The sequence below is a fragment of the Arthrobacter sp. Soil764 genome, from assembly GCF_001428075.1.
Lineage (GTDB): Bacteria > Actinomycetota > Actinomycetes > Actinomycetales > Micrococcaceae > Arthrobacter.
In genome coordinates, this window is sequence record NZ_LMSI01000001.1 from 262,832 (window position 1) to 277,469 (window position 14,638).

At 65.7% G+C, this 14,638-nt stretch carries 18 protein-coding genes; 4 read left to right on the forward strand and 14 right to left on the reverse strand.

What is annotated here, in order from left to right:
- Nucleotides 1-13 precede the first annotated feature (13 nt).
- Both ASG86_RS01235 and ASG86_RS01240 read right to left on the reverse strand, forming a co-directional pair.
- The gene (locus ASG86_RS01235) at nt 14-391 is read right to left on the reverse strand and encodes an ArsR/SmtB family transcription factor (protein ID WP_056329065.1); all 378 of its coding nucleotides are present in this window, start codon (nt 389-391) and stop codon (nt 14-16) included.
- Nucleotides 351-1,640, reverse strand: coding sequence for an MFS transporter (locus tag ASG86_RS01240; protein ID WP_056329066.1), 1,290 nt, complete (start codon nt 1,638-1,640; stop codon nt 351-353). The genes ASG86_RS01235 and ASG86_RS01240 overlap by 41 nt, the downstream gene beginning before the upstream one ends.
- 149 nt (nt 1,641-1,789) lie before the next feature.
- On the opposite strand from ASG86_RS01240, the gene ASG86_RS01245 reads away from it, so the two are divergent.
- Entirely contained in the window at nt 1,790-2,032 is a 243-nt protein-coding gene (locus ASG86_RS01245) for a hypothetical protein (RefSeq protein WP_156386080.1), read from the forward strand.
- Here the strand turns inward: ASG86_RS01245 and ASG86_RS01250 are convergent.
- Complete coding sequence (locus ASG86_RS01250) at nt 2,029-2,814, reverse strand: GAF domain-containing protein (protein WP_162253483.1); 786 nt, start codon at nt 2,812-2,814, stop codon at nt 2,029-2,031. The two genes, ASG86_RS01245 and ASG86_RS01250, sit on opposite strands and share 4 nt — an antisense overlap.
- Before the next feature lie 62 nt (nt 2,815-2,876).
- Nucleotides 2,877-3,077: a hypothetical protein gene (locus ASG86_RS01255; RefSeq protein WP_056329073.1), complete on the reverse strand. Its 201-nt coding sequence runs from the start codon at nt 3,075-3,077 to the stop codon at nt 2,877-2,879.
- A gap of 71 nt (nt 3,078-3,148) precedes the next feature.
- On the opposite strand from ASG86_RS01255, the gene ASG86_RS21090 reads away from it, so the two are divergent.
- The gene (locus tag ASG86_RS21090) at nt 3,149-3,283 is read left to right on the forward strand and encodes a hypothetical protein (RefSeq protein ID WP_268760550.1); all 135 of its coding nucleotides are present in this window, start codon (nt 3,149-3,151) and stop codon (nt 3,281-3,283) included.
- A 607-nt stretch (nt 3,284-3,890) separates the two neighbouring features.
- On the opposite strand, the gene ASG86_RS01260 is transcribed toward ASG86_RS21090, so the two are convergent.
- The 6 genes from ASG86_RS01260 to arsB form a co-directional block, all read right to left on the reverse strand.
- A complete protein-coding gene (locus tag ASG86_RS01260) occupies nt 3,891-4,232 on the reverse strand; it encodes a peptidase inhibitor family I36 protein (protein ID WP_162253484.1) in 342 nt (113 codons plus the stop codon).
- A gap of 315 nt (nt 4,233-4,547) precedes the next feature.
- On the reverse strand, nt 4,548-5,171 hold the full coding sequence (locus tag ASG86_RS01265; RefSeq protein WP_056329078.1) for an AAA family ATPase: 624 nt from the start codon (nt 5,169-5,171) through the stop codon (nt 4,548-4,550).
- 217 nt (nt 5,172-5,388) lie between these two features.
- The gene (map, locus tag ASG86_RS01270; RefSeq protein ID WP_056329079.1) at nt 5,389-6,165 is read right to left on the reverse strand and encodes a type I methionyl aminopeptidase; all 777 of its coding nucleotides are present in this window, start codon (nt 6,163-6,165) and stop codon (nt 5,389-5,391) included.
- A 156-nt stretch (nt 6,166-6,321) separates the two neighbouring features.
- Nucleotides 6,322-6,744: an arsenate-mycothiol transferase ArsC gene (locus ASG86_RS01275; RefSeq protein WP_056329080.1), complete on the reverse strand. Its 423-nt coding sequence runs from the start codon at nt 6,742-6,744 to the stop codon at nt 6,322-6,324.
- Entirely contained in the window at nt 6,741-8,126 is a 1,386-nt protein-coding gene (locus ASG86_RS01280; protein ID WP_056329081.1) for an FAD-dependent oxidoreductase, read from the reverse strand. The genes ASG86_RS01275 and ASG86_RS01280 overlap by 4 nt, the downstream gene beginning before the upstream one ends.
- 13 nt (nt 8,127-8,139) lie before the next feature.
- Nucleotides 8,140-9,237 (reverse strand): ACR3 family arsenite efflux transporter, encoded by a 1,098-nt coding sequence (arsB, locus tag ASG86_RS01285; RefSeq protein ID WP_056329082.1) that lies wholly within the window; start codon nt 9,235-9,237, stop codon nt 8,140-8,142.
- Between the two features lie 120 nt (nt 9,238-9,357).
- Between arsB and ASG86_RS01290 the strand changes: the two genes are divergently transcribed.
- The gene (locus ASG86_RS01290) at nt 9,358-9,708 is read left to right on the forward strand and encodes an ArsR/SmtB family transcription factor (RefSeq protein ID WP_056329083.1); all 351 of its coding nucleotides are present in this window, start codon (nt 9,358-9,360) and stop codon (nt 9,706-9,708) included.
- A 12-nt stretch (nt 9,709-9,720) separates the two neighbouring features.
- Here the strand turns inward: ASG86_RS01290 and arsA are convergent, their stop codons facing one another.
- Complete coding sequence (gene arsA, locus ASG86_RS01295) at nt 9,721-11,484, reverse strand: arsenical pump-driving ATPase (protein WP_082566617.1); 1,764 nt, start codon at nt 11,482-11,484, stop codon at nt 9,721-9,723.
- A gap of 119 nt (nt 11,485-11,603) precedes the next feature.
- Between arsA and ASG86_RS01300 the strand changes: the two genes are divergently transcribed.
- Nucleotides 11,604-12,164 carry a DinB family protein gene (locus ASG86_RS01300; RefSeq protein WP_056329085.1) on the forward strand — a complete coding sequence of 187 codons (561 nt, stop codon included), beginning with the start codon at nt 11,604-11,606 and terminating at the stop codon, nt 12,162-12,164.
- A 22-nt stretch (nt 12,165-12,186) separates the two neighbouring features.
- Here the strand turns inward: ASG86_RS01300 and ASG86_RS01305 are convergent, their stop codons facing one another.
- The 3 genes from ASG86_RS01305 to ASG86_RS01315 all read right to left on the reverse strand — a co-directional run bounded on the left by ASG86_RS01305 (nt 12,187) and on the right by ASG86_RS01315 (nt 14,624).
- Nucleotides 12,187-12,621 (reverse strand): hypothetical protein, encoded by a 435-nt coding sequence (locus ASG86_RS01305; protein WP_056329088.1) that lies wholly within the window; start codon nt 12,619-12,621, stop codon nt 12,187-12,189.
- A 95-nt stretch (nt 12,622-12,716) separates the two neighbouring features.
- Nucleotides 12,717-13,547, reverse strand: coding sequence for an oxidoreductase (locus ASG86_RS01310; RefSeq protein ID WP_056329091.1), 831 nt, complete (start codon nt 13,545-13,547; stop codon nt 12,717-12,719).
- A gap of 48 nt (nt 13,548-13,595) precedes the next feature.
- Nucleotides 13,596-14,624, reverse strand: a complete 1,029-nt coding sequence (locus tag ASG86_RS01315) for an aldo/keto reductase (protein WP_056329093.1) — start codon at nt 14,622-14,624, stop codon at nt 13,596-13,598.
- Between the last annotated feature and the right edge of the window lie 14 nt (nt 14,625-14,638).

Sequence of the window (14,638 nt, forward strand, 5' to 3'; positions counted from 1 at the left end):
GGGATGCGGGGGGTTAGTCGTGGGTTGGTTCGCCGGTGAGTCGGTGGTCCGCGTGGTTGATCGTTTCCCGGATCAGGCGGACCAGGTGTCCGTCGTGCAGGGAGTAGATGATGTGCCGGCCGTTCCTGTGGGTGTCCACCAGGCCGCTGAGCCGCAGTTTGGCCAGGTGCTGGCTGACCACTGTCCGGGGCACGGTGGAGGCCTGCGCCAGTTCCGTGACGGACTTGGGCCCGTCAGCGAGCTGCCACAGCAGGTGCAGCCGGGTGGGTTCGGCCAGCATCCGCAGGGTCCCGGCGGCTGTTTCCAGGAGCTGGGGTCCGGGAGCTACCTGGTGGACCAGCGAAGGCGCGTCAGGCGCGGGGCTGGTGGCGTGCTGTGGTTCGCTGCCCATCCCCTTGCTCCCTGCTCTCGGTCGGTCCGGCCGTCCGGTCGGTGTGCCGGGGCCATGACAGGAAAGCTCCTGCCGTCCCTATCATTGCAAGAATCAGCAGCGCCAGCGAAGCCGGGCCCAAACCGGCAGCCGCCCCGGCGATGCCGGCCAGCGGGTAGCTGATGATGTAGCAGGCATGCGAGAGGGAGAACTGGGCGGTGAAAACGTAGGGCCGGGTTTCCTCCGTGGACGCTTCCCGCAGCAGCCGTGCGGAGGGGGTCAGGATGGTGGAGTTGCCGGCGCCGAGCACGGACCACAGCATCAGCAGCCACCCCCACGTTGAATCGCCGGCGGGCAGGAACAGCAGCACGGCCGCCCCGGCCAGGGCCAACGGGATCACGGCGGCACCGGTAAGCATCACCGTCCGGTCACCCAGCCGTTCCAGGATCCGCGGCGCGGACAGGGCCACCACCATGGACCCGAGGCCGAAGCAGGCAAGTGCCAGGGCCAGGTCAGTGTCCGGGCGGTGCAGGACCTGCCGGACCACCACCACACTGTTCACCAGCACCAGCGCGGTGGGGGCGGAGACCACCAGGTTCAACGCGAGCAAGGAGCGCAGTTTCCGGTTCCGCCAGAAGATCCGGGTGCCCAGGGTGGTGCGGTGCCAGAGCGAAGATGTCCCGCCCGGCTGGACGGGGGCGCTGGCCGGCAGAACGGTCAGGACCACCATCAGCGCCGAGAACAGGAAGCCGCCCACTGTTCCGAGGAACAGATTGTTGTAGGTGAGGACGGTCAGCAGCAGCGCGGCGATGGCCGGGCTCACCAGTGCTTCCATGTCATAGGCCAGACGGGAGAGGGAGAGCGCCCGGGTGTAGTCCTTCTCGTCCTTGAGCACGGCAGGGATCAGCGACTGGAACGCGGGCGTAAACGTGGCCGAGGCTGACTGCAGCAGGAAGATCACCACGTAGATCTGCCAGGTCTCGGTGATGAACGGCAGGCACAGCGCCATCCCGGCCCGGATCAGGTCCGCGCCGATCAGCACCGGCTTCTTGGGCAGCCGTGCCACCACGGCGTTGATCACCGGGGCGAAGCCGACGTACGCGAACATCTTGATGGTCAGGGCCGTGCCCAGGACGGCTCCGGCGTCCTTCCCGGCCAGGTCGAATGCCAGCAAACCCAGCGCCACGGTCAGCAGCCCCGTTCCCAGCAGTGCCACAACCTGGGCGGCAAACAACCGCCGGTAGGTGGTATCCCGAAGAACCGAGAGCATGCCTGACCCCTCCAAGTGCAAATGTGCGTAGCTGTGCACATAACCCTATCCTTGAATGATGGGCAGCAAAACCTGGGGCACCCTCAACACCAGACCTCCCGGTCCTACACTGGACCCATGATGTCCGGGGCTGGATAGCAGGGCCTTGAATGAGCCTGCCTGAGATGTTCCTGGGCGCACTGTTGTCCGCCCTTGCCGCGTTGGTTCTCCTGCTGCTGGTGCGCAGGGAACGACGCGCCGGCGTCGTGGCCACCGCGGCAGCTGAGGCGCTCCTGATGCCCATCCCGTGGAATTCCATCCTGAACCGGACCGGAGCCATTGGCCTGTTTTCCCACGACCTTGTCGTTTTCACAAGAAGGCTGCACAAGCGGGGTGCCGGCCGTCGCGGTTAAGTCTTTGCGTCGATGTACTTCTGGGCGATGGCCGCGAGTATCCGGAGTACCTGTTGTTCAGAAGGGGGAAACGGGCGGGGTTTTTGGTCGATGATGCATAGGGTGCCGATGTTCCAGCCGCGTGGCCCGTGCAATGGGTATCCGGCGTAGAAACGGATATGTGGCTCTCCCAGGACGAGTGGGTTGGAGGCGAAACGGTCATCGGTAAGCGTGTCGTTGATGATCAGCATTGAGTTCTGTTCCACGGTTGCCGCGCAGAGGGCAATTTGCCTGGGGGTCTGGCTGCGGAGGGGCCCAAGAGCTGACTTGAAGTGTTGAGTGTTCCTGCCGATAAGTGACAGCGACGCAGCACCGACGTTAAAGAACTCCCGGGTGGCAGCCACGACCCGGTCGAATGATTCCTCCGCTCCGGTACGCAGAAGATCCGTCTCCCGCAGTGATTTCAGACGTTCCGTTTCGGCCTGTTCAGGCGTAAGGAGGTACCTTCCGGCGGCTCCCAGTGCGGCCAGTGCATGCTCTCGGCTCCTTTTCCTGTCCGCCGCGCGCCGCGCACTGGTCTTTCCCGGCTTCGCGGGCGGTGAGGTTTTCTGCCGCTGCCCCAGGGCGGGCTTTTCACCCCTCCTGCCACCACTATGACGGCGTTCCAGTTTCGACCAGACCGCGGGGTCCCGCAAATAGAGGCCCAGCTCGAACTCCGATGACTTGCTAGCAGCCCGAAGTTTTACGGGATCTAAACCGAGCCGGGCGGCGAGTTCGTTGTACCGCCTTGCGTTGTCATCCACTACCTTCACCTCCAACCATAGGGATCCCTGTTGAATAAAGTTCTGGTGTTGTGCCTGCCGTTCTACACCACTTCCCCGCGGGCGCCGGGGTAGTCGTCGTCGTCCTCGCCTGTTGATTCCAGGTTCCCCTCAATAAGGTCTCCTTCGTCAGCGTCCACGTCCGATGCGGTGATCCCGTCATAGCCGGCACTGGCAAGCTGTACGGCCTGGTGCTGCTCGAGGAAGTCCGCTTGCGGGACATCATCAGGCAGTTGCCCCGTCACGGGCCACTCCTGGGAGTCTTGGTTTCCCCACCGAGCGGAATTGCCGCCAGAGTCCGGGGCGGAACCAGGTCTTGAACCTTGGCAGACGTCCCAATGCTGCCATCGAAGCCGCCGACAGTATGGTCACCTGCTCGTTGGTGAGGGAACGGCGCACCTTCGTGGTGGTCATCCGCTCGATGACATCAAATCTTGAGGGGATCGGCTAACGGTGAGCATGTGCATCAGTAACGCCTTTTCCGGCTCGCCGGGGTGATTCGCAACGTGCTGTCTCAGTGAGGCGCGGACATCAGCTTCATCCGGAACCCGACTACTAAGAATCTCGTCAATAATCTCCCTTGCCTGAAGTTGTATAGGCAAGCTGGAGGGGTCCTCATAGACATGGGAGGGCATTTCCTGGTATCCGTACATGGGTCTCACCTTCGCTCACATAGCGGCAGATGCTCCCCCAAAGGAGCTGCATGTGCGCTCCAGCCCTACCGGAAACATTATGCTAAGTGTACTTAGTAGTTTGGTGCTCGGCAACGGCGCACGATCCATGTTCGCTTCTGCGCCTCAAGATTTGTCCATCATGCCCGCCCAGAACGGACGATACACCGGCAGGATGGTAACGACTGGCCCCTGCTCCAGGAAGCCTCCAACCACGAAGAACGGGCGCTGGGCGCGTGGTTGCACGGGCAACGAATAAGATTCCGCAACGGAATCCTCAGCAAGGAACACGAAGGCAAGCTGGATGCCGCCTGTCTCGCGGAAACCTGGGCGTTTCCGCGAGACGGCCGCTTGAGCGCCGGCCCCGATCAGGACACCGATATGTGATTAATAGCGGGTAATTACGCTGATCCTGTTAGCAAAGTCCCCGAGATATCCCAGCTTGGCGCCGGCCCCCATAGCCCACCCCTGCTGGCCGCCGATCTGCCGATGCACTGCCCACATCGAACCCGTACGGTTCCAAATGCTTTCGATGTTGTCATCCATCCCTGTCGGGCCGATACCGTCGGAGAGGTCCGGATCGCCCACCTTGTACTGTGCGATCACTCCAGTGCCGTTCGGTCCGGTGAACGCACAGAAGTACCCAACCTCACACCGGTCCCATCCTGTGGCAGCCTGCGCCGGCGTCGCTACACCCGCGATGCCCGCGAACGCTGCCGCGACCGTCATCAAACCAGCTTTAAAAACTCGCATGTCTCCCCCTGTTTTCTGCCGATGCGCAACGTGACGCTCACGCCGCTGACCATCTCGTGTTCAGGTTAGCCGAACCCAGCCTCCCCGCTACGACGCCCGAGCAACTCGGCTTGTCATCGCCCTCGACTCTTGCCCCGAAGCCTGCCAATCTGACTGCAAGCGTCCCGCTGAAATCCGGGGTTTGTGCAGACTCGTTGTGATCCGTGATTGCTCGCTACTCCTGTGCACAAGTGCCCGTTTGCCCCTGCACCCCTGTTCACAATTCACGACCTCGATTTTTCTCGAACCACGCTAGGACGGGGACTCTAGACTGTCGCGTTCCGTTGGGGCCTTGTCTAGCCAAGCGAGGATCTGAGCCGCTGCCTCCTGTGGTGTGAGGTCCCCGTTGTCTAGCCGCATATGCCGGTGTTCAGCTAGGAGTGCGGTTCCTGGCAAAGCCCGGCCAACAGTCGCATTCAGGTGAGTATTCATGAGAAAGCGCTCCATCTCACGAACATTCGCGTCGGACCATTCCACGTCGCGCTTCGATCGCTTCTCGGCGAGTCGCAACTCGGTCCGGTTCCGTCGTAGGCGCGTGTTCAGGTCCGCCGACAGTTCCACGAATGCTACGTCTGCGCCCTTCTCGACATAAGGGCGGATGTACCTCGTTAGATCGTCGGCGTCTGCCTGCAACTCTAGGCCCCAGACAAACGTGAACAGCAGGTCGGTGCCTGACATGGCTGCTTCCTGGACGACCCCCGCCCGCCATTCGTTAAGTAGGCGCGTGAACGGTGGTGTCCCGTAGTCGAACACTTCGAGTAGGGGCTCGATGAGGGTGTGGTTATGGAACAGGCGGAAGTTGCTCCGCCGGGCGATCTCGCGTCCAACGGTCATCTTGCCAACGGCGGGCGGGCCAAAAATCACGAGCAAGCGCATGCAGTAACCCTGCCATAGGGAGTCGAATTACGATCACCCTTTGCCGGCACGGCTCTGGCCCTGATGACCGGGCCCTGCAGCCGCGATACGCCCCGCAGTGTTGCGGCAACAGCAGCGGTGACGGCGCTCGCCGCCCTTCTTGTCGACGTCTACCTCTACTGAACCGGCTTTACTGAAACCCGCCCACAGAACTCCATGCCGCTGACCTGGCCCGACGCTACTTTTGCGTCGGCAGCGTCAGGATCTCGGCGCCGTCGGCCGTAATGGCGATGGTGTGCTCTGTGTGGGCCGTCCTGCAGCCGGTGGCGCTCCTTAGCGTCCACCCGTCGTCGTCCGTTACCAGCTCATCCGTGTCCGCCATGATCCATGGCTCGAGCGCGAGCAGCAGCCCGGGCCGCAGCTTGAAGCCGCGGCCGGGACGGCCGGTGTTGGGCACGTGCGGGTCCTGGTGCATGGTGGAGCCGATGCCGTGGCCGCCGAACTGCGTGTTGACCGGGTACCCGGCGTCGATGAGGACGCGGCCGATGGCGTACGAGATGTCCCCGATCTTGGCGTTCGGCCCGGCCGCGGCGATCCCGGCGGCCAGGGCGCGTTCGGTCGCCTCGATCATCGCCACGCTCTCCGCAGGCTGTGAGTCGCCCACGAGGAAACTGATGGCAGCGTCCGCGGCAATGCCGTTCTTGACGACGGCGAGATCCAGGGTCAGCAGGTCGCCGTCGGCCAGGGCGTAGTTGTGGGGGAGCCCGTGCAGCACGGCATCGTTGACGCCCGTGCAGATGTAGTGGCCGAAGGGGCCGCGGCCGAAGGAGGGCGCATAGTCCACGTAGCAGGATTCGGCCCCGGCCTCGGTGATCATCTCCTTGGTCCACTGGTCGATGTCCAAAAGGTTGGTGCCCACGGTGGCGCGGGTTTTCATGGCCTGCAGGATGTCAGCCACCAGGGCGCCGGTCTCCCGGGCGCGGGCCACTTCGGAGGGGTTGAGGATCTCGATCACGGGGCGCCCCTTCGTGTGCGGCCATTAACTATGCGCCCCATCCTATTGGCCCGGCAACGAACAGCGGCAAGAGCCGAAGCGGAATCTTTCAGCCGGTACGGCGCCCGTCCCCCAGGGCGAGGGCCGGGCCGGGACGGCGCAGCGGCCCGGCATGCCTCAGCTCCCGGTGAGCTCCGCATACAGCTTCTGGACGCGGGCCTTGATGTCGTCCCGCACCAGCCGCATGCGTTCCATGCCCTCGATGCCGCGTTTGGAGGGCTCATCCGTATCCCAGACCTCAAACCGGGTGCCTTCGGGTGCCTGGACTTTCGCCTCCGTGCCCAGGACGATGACTGCGTCCACGCTGTTCAGCACGTCATCGGTAATGGGTTTGGGGTGTTCGCCGGTGATGTCGATGCCAAGTTCAGCCAGGGACTCCACGGACTGGGCGTTCAGCGACTTGCCCGGGGTGGTGCCTGCCGAGTGCACGGTAACCGTCCCGTTGGCCAGCCGGTTCATGAGTCCGGCGGCGAGCTGGGACTTGCCGCCGTTCTTGCTGCAGACGAACAGGACGCTGGGGGTCTTCGGTGCCGTGCTCATGCGTCACCGGAGCGGCCGTGGGCCAGGCCCGTGGGGAAGCCGATGAGCACCGGCTCGGGGGTGCCGCAGCAGCCACCGGCGGTTTCTGCCACGAATGCTGCAGACGCTGCCGCCGGGACGTCACAGCTGGTGCCGATGTCCGAGGAGCAGACGCCGGTCTCCGGCAGTTCGAGCTGCACCGTGTCCGCTGCCTCGCGGTCCCCGGCCAGGGCGGCCGCGACGGAGCGGACCTGTTCGTAGCCGGTGGCCAGCAGGAAGGTGGGCGCCCGGCCGTAGGACTTCATTCCCACGATGTAGAAGTCCTGTTCCGGGTGGGAGAGCATCGCCGCGCCGTGCGGTTCCACCGTGCCGCAGGAGTGGAATTCCGGGTCGATCAGGGGCCCGAGCTCTCGGGGGGCCTCCACGCCGGGGTCCAGTTCCAGCCGGAGCTCCTGGAGGATCCTCAGGTCCGGACGGAATCCGGTGGCCGGAACCACCACGTCCGCGCGGAGGGTCCGGCCGTCCGTGGCCGTCAGCGTGACGGCACCGTCGTTTGCCGCGAGGGAGGCGATACCGAAGCCGGTGTGAAGTTCAACGGTGCCGGACTCGACGACGGCGCGGAGCCGGCTGCCCAGCTGGCCCCGGGCGGCGAGCCCGTCGGCGTCGCCGCCGCCGTAGACCTTGGCCGGCGAGGCGCCGCGAATGGCCCACACGATCTTTGTTCCGGGCTCCCCGGCTGCGAGGTCGGCCAGGTTGAGCAGGGTGTTGGCGGCGGAGTGGCCCGCGCCCACCACGACGGCGGTGTGCCCGGCAAACGCTGCCCGCTCCCGGCCCAGCACGTCCGGCAGCGGGGAAGAGATGTGGGCGGCGGCGGCAGCTTCACCAACGGCCGGCAGTCCCGAGGTTCCGAGCGGATTGGGGGTGGACCAGGTGCCGGAGGCATCGATGACCGCCGCCGCCTGGTAGTCGCGGACGTCGCCGTCGGCGTGTGCAACACGAACCAGGAAGGGCGTGCTGTTCCGGTTCCGACTGTGGGTCTTGTCCATGCCCTGGCGGGTCACAGCGGTCACACGGGCGCCGGTATGGAGGCGGGACGCGATGGCGGGCACGCTGGCGAGCGGGGTGAGGTACTGGTCGATGAGGTCCCCGCCGGTGGGCAGCTCCGCCGGCCCGGGTGCAGTCCAGCCCGTTTCGGCCAGGAGGCGGACGGCGGCGGCGTCGGTGTTGTATTGCCACGGGGAGAACAGCCGGATGTGCCGCCACTGCTCGATCGCCGCGGCGGGGGCCGGGCCGGCTTCAAAGATCAGCGGTTCCAGGCCGCGTTCCAGCAGGTGCGCCGCCGCGGCGAGGCCGATGGGGCCGGCGCCGATGACAGCTACGGGGAGGGTGTTGGTTACAGCCATGATGTCCTCTGTTTCATCCGTTGGCGTGGGTGGTGGTGAAAAAGCGTGCGCGGGCCCACAGTGCCGCATACACAAGGGCAACGAGGGCGGGGACTTCGATCAAGGGTCCGACGACGCCGGCCAGGGCTTGGCCGGAGGTGACGCCGAAGGTGCCGATCGCCACAGCGATGGCGAGTTCGAAGTTGTTGCCGGCGGCCGTGAAGGCCAGTGTGGTGGTTTTCGCGTAGCCAAGGCCCAGCCATTTTCCGATCACCATGCCGGCACCGAAAACCACTACGAAGTAGACCAGCAGCGGCAGCGCGATCCGGGCCACGTCCAGCGGCCGGGAAGTGATGGTGCCGCCCTGCAGCGCGAAGAGCAGGGTGATGGTGAAGAGCAGGCCGTAGAGGGCCAAGGGGCCGAGCTTCGGCAGGAAGGAGTCTTCGTACCAGTCGCGGCCTTTGGCTTTTTCCCCGATGGTGCGGGTCAGGAATCCGGCCAGCAGCGGGATTCCCAGGAACACCAGCACCGAGGCGGTGATGGACCAGAAGGAGAAGTCCGCACTGGTGGTGGGCAGGCCGAGCCAGGACGGCAGGAGCTGGAGGTAGAACCAGCCCAGGGCGCCGAACGCGAGGACCTGGAAGACGGAGTTGATGGCCACCAGTACGGCCGCAGCTTCCCGGTCGCCGCAGGCAAGGTCGTTCCAGATCATCACCATGGCGATGCAGCGGGCCAGGCCCACGATAATCAGGCCGGTGCGGTATTCCGGGAGGTCGGGAATGAAGATCCAGGCCAGCGCGAACATGAACGCCGGAGCCAGGACCCAGTTCAGCACCAGCGACGTGACCATGAGCCTGCGGTCACCGATTACCCGGTGCGTCTGGTCGTAGCGGACCTTCGCGAGCACCGGGTACATCATCACCAGCAGGCCGATGGCGATCGGCAGCGACACTTCGCCGATTTTGACGGCTTCGAGCGTGGTGTTCAGCCCCGGGATCACGTTGCCCAGCAGCAGTCCCAGCGCCATGGCAGCGATGATCCACACCGGCAGGAAGCGGTCCAGGGTGGAGAGCTTGCCGACGACGGCAGCCTCACCGTCAAGGCGGGCGGATGGGTCAGTCTGGGTGCTCACGGGTCTCCTGTGATGCTGGGCTGTTACCCAGGCTTGAATGCCTGGGGAAACATTGATGATCGTCGATATGAAGTATTGGCGACTATATCGATGATTGTCAATCTTGTGCATAATGGATCCATGACTTCCCTGCAAACGGTCGAGCCCGCCGTCGATGATGCCTGCTGCGCTCCCTCCGGCCAGGCTGCCCTCGATGCGGAGGAAGCCCAGCGCACCGCCCTCGTGTTCAAGGCGCTGGCCGATCCCAACCGGCTGCGACTGCTCTCGATTGTCAAGGCCACCGGAGGCGGCGAAGCGTGTGTCTGCGATCTGACCGAGCCGCTGGACCTGAGCCAGCCCACGGTGTCCCACCATCTGAAGATCCTGGTGGACGCCCGCCTGCTCCACCGCGAAAAGCGCGGCACCTGGGCCTATTACTCCCTGGTCCCAGGAGCGATCGAACGGACGGCCGGCCTCCTGGCGTCCCTGTAAACCCTGCGATTGTCAGGCGGGCTGGGAACTGTAGGCCGTGAGGGCGGAGAGTTTTTCTTCGCCGATGGGTTCGTCGGGAAGCAGTGGAATGAGGGCCACCCGGTCCGCCAGCTGGTACACCTGTGAAATCTGTTCAAGCTCACTGGCTGCGCGCGCCTGCAGAAATGGTGTTTGCGGGTGTGCGGCGGCGATCGAGTTGTTAATCACCCAGGCCCAGGGATGAATCCCGGCCCGTTCCAGATCGTCCTGCAGCTCCCTGGCTTCGAGGACCGGTGTGGTTTCGGCCAGGGTCACCAGGACCACCTTGGTCTGCGCCGGATCCTGCAGCCGCATGAGGGGCGTCACGAAGCCCATGGTGTTGCCTACCTGGCGGGCGATTTCGCGGTGGTAGGAACCCGTGGCGTCCAGGAGCAGCAGGGTGTGCCCGGTGGGTGCGGTGTCAATCACCACGAAGTGCCGGCGCGATTCCTGGACAACTTTGGAGAACTGCCGGAAGACCGCCACCTCGTCGGTGCACGGGGACATCAGGTCCTCGGCCAGGGCAGCGCGGCCTTCATCGTCCATGTTCCTGCCCTTGGTGTCCATGACATGGGCCCGGTACTCGCGGATGGCTGACTCGGGATCGATGCGTGAGACGGTTAGGCCGGGGACAGAGCCGTGGAGCGTCTCGGTCAGGTGCGCGGCCGGATCGGTTGTGGTGAGGTGGACGTCATGCCCGCGCCTGGCCAGGGCTATGGCGACGGCGGCAGCAACAGTTGTTTTTCCCACGCCGCCTTTCCCCATGCACATGACAAGGCCGCGGCCATCGCGCTCCACCTCGTCCACCAGCGCTGCCAGAGGGGCATCTTTCGCACCCGGAGCCGGCGCTGCAGGTGGCTGCCGTGGGGTGGCAGGGGCGGTGGTGAACAGGGATTCGAGCGCGGGAATCCCCACCATGTTCCCCGGCTTCAGCTCCAGGACGTCAAGCGGAAGGCCGGCCACTGTGCGGGGGATCGCGGCGAGGGCCGCGGCTTCCCGGGCGCGAAGTGCTTTCGCCAGGTCCTCGTCGCCGGCCGCATCCGGCAGCACCCCGTTGACCACCACGTACCCGCTGCCCATCCCTATCTGGTTGAGCTCCAGGTAGGTCCGCTCGATCTCGGTCAATGACGACGTCTGGGCCCGGCTGACCAGCACCAGCCGCGTGCGGGCCGGGTCCGTGAGGGCCTGCACTGCCTTGGCGTAGACCTGCTTGTGCTTCTCGAGGCCGGAGAGGGGTCCCAGGCAGGAGGGATCACCGGTGCCGGCCGCCAGGAAGTCCGTCCATGAACCCGGCAGCTGCAGCAGCCGGATGGTGTGGCCGGTCGGGGCGGTATCGAAAACGATGTGGTCGTACTCGCCGTAGCTGCTGTCATCAGCCAGCAGGCTGGTGAACTCATCGAAGGAGGCGATCTCCGTGGTGCAGGAACCGGAGAGGCTCTCCGCGATCCCTGCCAGCTCAGCATCCGGCAGGACACCCCGGGCGGGGCCGATGATCCGCTCCCGGTAGGCTTCGGCTGCCTGCTCGGGGTCGATTTCCAGCGCCCGGAGCCCCGGCACGCCGCTGATCTGGGTGACGGTGTTGCCGATGGTCTGGCCGAACACCTGGCCCACGTTCGAGGCGGGGTCGGTGCTGACCAGGAGGACGTGTTTTCCCGTCCCGGCAAGGGTGAGCGCCGTTGCACACGCCACCGACGTCTTGCCCACGCCGCCCTTGCCTGTGAAGAAGAGGAACCGGGGCGCGTCCTGGAGGAACTTCATGGGCCTCATGCTATCGATAGGCGTCGATGCATGACAGAGCCGCCCGGCGGTGGCTGGGGGAGCGGAACCGCGAGCCTATGATGTGGAGACCGGCTGATGCCGGTGGACGGGAGGCTCCGATGGCGGTATCCGAGGGCGACCCCGTGAAGGCGGACCTGCTGTGGATCGCGGACGACTTCCGGAACATCGTGTCCAGCGCCCGCAGCGACGAACTGGACCTGCCCTCCAACGGAACGCGGTGGACCAACAGGCAGCTGCTCTTCCACATGGCCCTGGGACAGAACATCGCACTGGCGGGAATACCGCTCCTGGGCCTGTTCTCCCGCCTGCCGCCGCCCGCCCCCCGGTACTGGAGCAAGCTCCTCGACTCCTGCGCACGTCCCTACAACTGGGTGAACTGGGCCGGGAGTGCTGCCGGTGGACAGGTCCTGAAGCCGGAGCGCATGCGTGGAATGATGGACCGGACCACGCGGATCACGGTCGCCTGGTATGACCACGCGGACAACAAAGCGCTGGGCCGCGGCATGACCATGCCCATCCGCTGGGACCCGTACTTCCTGCCCTGGATGAGCCGCCGGGACATCCTCGAATGGGCGCCCAAGCATTACCGCCACCACCGCGCACAACTCAGCCTGACCACGCTGCCGTCCCTGCCCCCAAGCAAGTCCCCTCCCAACTAGGCGCCGCCCAGGTTGGCCTGGCTCACGGGGCGGACGGGTCCCCGTCATTGATACCGATGGAACGGCCGCGGGCAAAATGGGCGTTCGCGATGTCATTGACCTCGCGAAGACTCTTCCGCGGGTAGGCCAGCCGGATCCATTCGTAGTCCCACTCCTGCATGTCCCGTACGCGGCCGGCCCGCTTAACAGCGCGCATATGGGCCGCGAGGTCATCCCCGCCGAGGACCTGGCGCGGCGGAGCCATGACGGGTTGCGGCTTGGGCGGCGGCACCCTGGCCGGACGTGGTGGGGCCTTGGCTGTGTGCACGAGTGCCACGGTCAGCGCCACCACGCCCGCGGCAATCAGGAGGACCCACCAGTACTGAATGATGAGGGCAATGACGATGAGGGCGAAGAACGGGGCACACCCGAGGGTGCCGCCGCCCTTGCTGCGTGAACGACGCCGTTTTGCTGCCATGGTGCGGTATCCAACTTGTCTCGACATGTTGACGGAACAAGTCCACTCTCGCACCGGGTTCGCGCCGTGTCATGAGTATTTAGTACCCAGCTGGGTCAGTCGGTGATGTCGGTGCCGGTGCTCAGCTCCTGCCACTGCTCCAGTTCCGCGCGCTGGGCGTCGGCCACCTTACCGAAGGCACCGAAAGCGTCCGTGCCCAGGACCAGCAGGCCCGGCGGGTTGGGGGATTGGACGACGGCGATGATCGCCCGGGCTGCCTTGTCCGGGTCGCCGGGCTGGTTGCCATGCGCGGTGTCGTGTTCCTTGCGGCGCTTGCCGGCCGTGTCCGCGTAGTCGTCGATCGGCGTCGCTGACTGGGTGAGCGAGCGGCCCGCGAAGTCGGTCCGGAAGCCGCCGGGTTCGATGGCCGTGACGTTGATGCCCAGCGGCTTCAGCTCGTTGCGCAGCGACCCGGACATGCCCTCCAGCGCCGCCTTGGTGGCCGCGTAATAGCCCGAGCCCGGCGGCGTGATCCGGGCGCCGATGGAGGAAATGTTCAGGATGCAGCCCGCCTTGTTGGCGCGCATGCCCGGCAAAACTGCCTTGATCATGTCCACCGCCCCGAAAAAGTTCGTGTCGAACAGCCGCCGGATGTCGCCGTCGTCCGCTTCCTCCACGGCGGCGCGGTAGCCGTAGCCGGCGTTGTTGACCAGCACGTCGATGCTGCCGAACTTCTCCTCCGCCTGCTTCACCGCCGCGCCGATCTGCGCCTTGTCGGTGACGTCCAGGGGGAGCGCCAGTGCGGTGTCCGGAAAGCCGGCGGTGATGTCCTGCAGCGTTTCCACCTTCCGGGCGGTGACGACGGCGTTGTGCCCGGACGCGAGCACGGCTTCGGCCAGTGCCCGGCCAAGTCCGGTGGAGCAGCCGGTGATGAGCCACGTTGACATGGGTGTTCCTTTCATAAGGGGATGGGGAAATAAGGTGCGGCCCGGGGCTTAAGCCCGATGCCGCCGTCGTGCCTGGGCGGTGAGTTCGTGGGCGCCGTAGCTGTTGTCGTCAGGGTTGACGGTGACGCCGGGGGCCACCAGTTCGTCGACGCGGTCCAGCACTTCATGGCCCAGCTTGGTGTCGGCGGCCGGCAGGTAGGACTCCAGCTGCTCCATGGTGCGCGGGCCCACGATGGCCGATGTGACGCCGGGATGGTTGATCACGAACGCGATGGCCAGCTCAATCATGGTCACGCCGGCCCATTCGGCCACCTGGGCCAGCTCCTCCACGATGTCCAGCTTGCGCTGGTTGGCGGGCTGGGCCATGTCGAACCGGGCACTCGGCCGCGCCGAAGAGGTGGGCCTGGACGCTGAGTCCTTCCGCCACCGCCCGGAGAGCCAGCCGCCGGCCAGCGGGCTGTAGGTCAGGGTGCCCATCCCGTGCCGCTGCACCGTGGGAAGCACGTCCTCCTCGATGCCGCGGGTCAGGATGGAATAGGGCGGCTGTTCGGTGACGAACCGCTCCAGGTTCCGTTCCCGGGACGCCCACTGCGCCTCCACGATCTGCGAGCCGGAGTAGGACGAGGAGCCGAGGTAGCGGACCTTGCCCTGCCGGACTAGATCGGTGAGGGCGCCCAGGCTCTCCTCCACGTCCATGTCCGGGCTGGGCCGGTGCACCTGGTAGAGGTCGATGTGGTCCGTGTTCAGCCGGCGCAGCGAGTCCTCCACCGCGCGCAAGATCCAGCGGCGTGAGCCGCCGCGCTGGTTGGGGTCTTTCTCGTCCATGGGCATGAAGAACTTGGTGGCCAGGAAGACGTCGTCGCGCCTTCCCTGCAGTGCCTCCCCGACGATCTCTTCCGAAACGCCGCCGGAGTAGACGTCCGCGGTGTCGATGAAGTTGATGCCGGCGTCCAGGGCGCGGTGGATGATGCGGGCGGCGTCGGCGCGGTCATTGTTGCCCCACGGGCCGAACATCATCGCGCCGAGGCAGAGGGGGCTGACCTGCACACCGGTGCGGCCGAGCGGGCGGTATTCCATGCTGGTTCCTTGTC